General features: G+C 68.3%; 1 protein-coding gene. It reads right to left on the reverse strand.

From position 1 onward, the window contains the following. Positions 1-53: 53 nt before the first annotated feature. Positions 54-1,260 (reverse strand): outer membrane protein assembly factor BamB family protein (locus ACWGIU_RS38095; protein WP_453712700.1); only part of this gene is annotated, 1,207 nt, incomplete at its 5' end.

Below are 1,260 nucleotides of genomic sequence, written 5' to 3' on the forward strand. Positions count from 1 at the left end.
GGATACTCATCGGTTACTCATGCCTCTCGGTGGGCGGCTGCTTGGACGCGTTCTCACTTGCCGAAGACCATCAGGAGCTTCTCTTCCACGTTCTGGGCCCGCAGGTGGGTGACGGAGACGAAGAACCGTCCGTCCACGTAGTCCATCCTCGGGCTGTAGAAGGCGCTCTCGATCGGGGCGGCGGGGCCCGAGGGGTGGCGCAGGAGCGCGGTGGGCGTACCGCCGGCGGGCGGGATCGAGATGACCTCGCCGCCCTGCTCGGAGTCGGCCTTGCGGTAGGCGATCAGCTGCCCGTCCACGGCCTTGAGCGGGGTGAGGGTGCGCTTGTCGCCGGCCGGGGTGCGCCACTTGGCCTTGCCGGTGGCCAGATCGAAGGCGACGATCTCGTTGGCCGCGCCGGAGGCCGTCTCGGTGGGCAGGTACAGGGTGTTGTTGTCGACGACGGCCGAGGGGCACGTCGACAGGGTCCGGATGATGCCGGCGCCGCAGCCGATGGCGAAGCTGCCCTCGCCGGTGACGGTGGCGGTCTGCTTCCCGTCGGGTCCCAGGACCACGATGGCGCGCTTCTTCGCCGCCTCGTCGCCGATGTCGATGACGGTCGGGTTCACCGAGTAGATGCTGGTGACCTTGAACTTCGCGGGGAGCCGGTAGGCCCAGGCCTTCGCGCCGGTGACGGGGTCGACGCCGTGGACCTCGGTGTTGGCCTCCTTGTCCGTGCAGGTGGCCAGGGCGATCATCTTGCCATTGCCGGCCTCGTAGGAGTCCGGGATGCAGCCCTCGGCCCGGGGGTTCGCGAAGAGCTTGTCACCGTTGCTGATCTTGAAGGCGCTGGCGGTGCCGCCGCGGCTGACGGCGAGCGTGTCGCCGGTCATGGCCAGGCTGGGGCTGGTGAAGATGTCGAAGAGCCCTTCCTTGGGCACCTCCTTCGACCAGACCTCCTTGCCCGTCTTGAGGTCGACCACCCGCAACTGGTTGCAGGAGGTGTTGTCCCCCTCGCCGTCGCGGTACATGACGGCCGTCCTGCCCTCGGGCGTGGCCTGTGCGGCGACGGAGCAGATCAGGGCGGGGAAGGGGAGTGTCCACTTCTCCTTGCCGTCGGTGACCGAGTAGCCGGTGAGGTTCTTCCAGACGCTCTTGACGACGGTGTCGCCGATGACCCACTGACCGGCGGCGTCGACGCCCATGCCGGGGCCGTCGACCTTGGCGGTCTTGAGCCACAGGACCTTGTCCTCGCCCTGCTTGCGGCCGGAGTTGAGATCC

The sequence above is a fragment of the Streptomyces sp. NPDC054840 genome, from assembly GCF_053611065.1.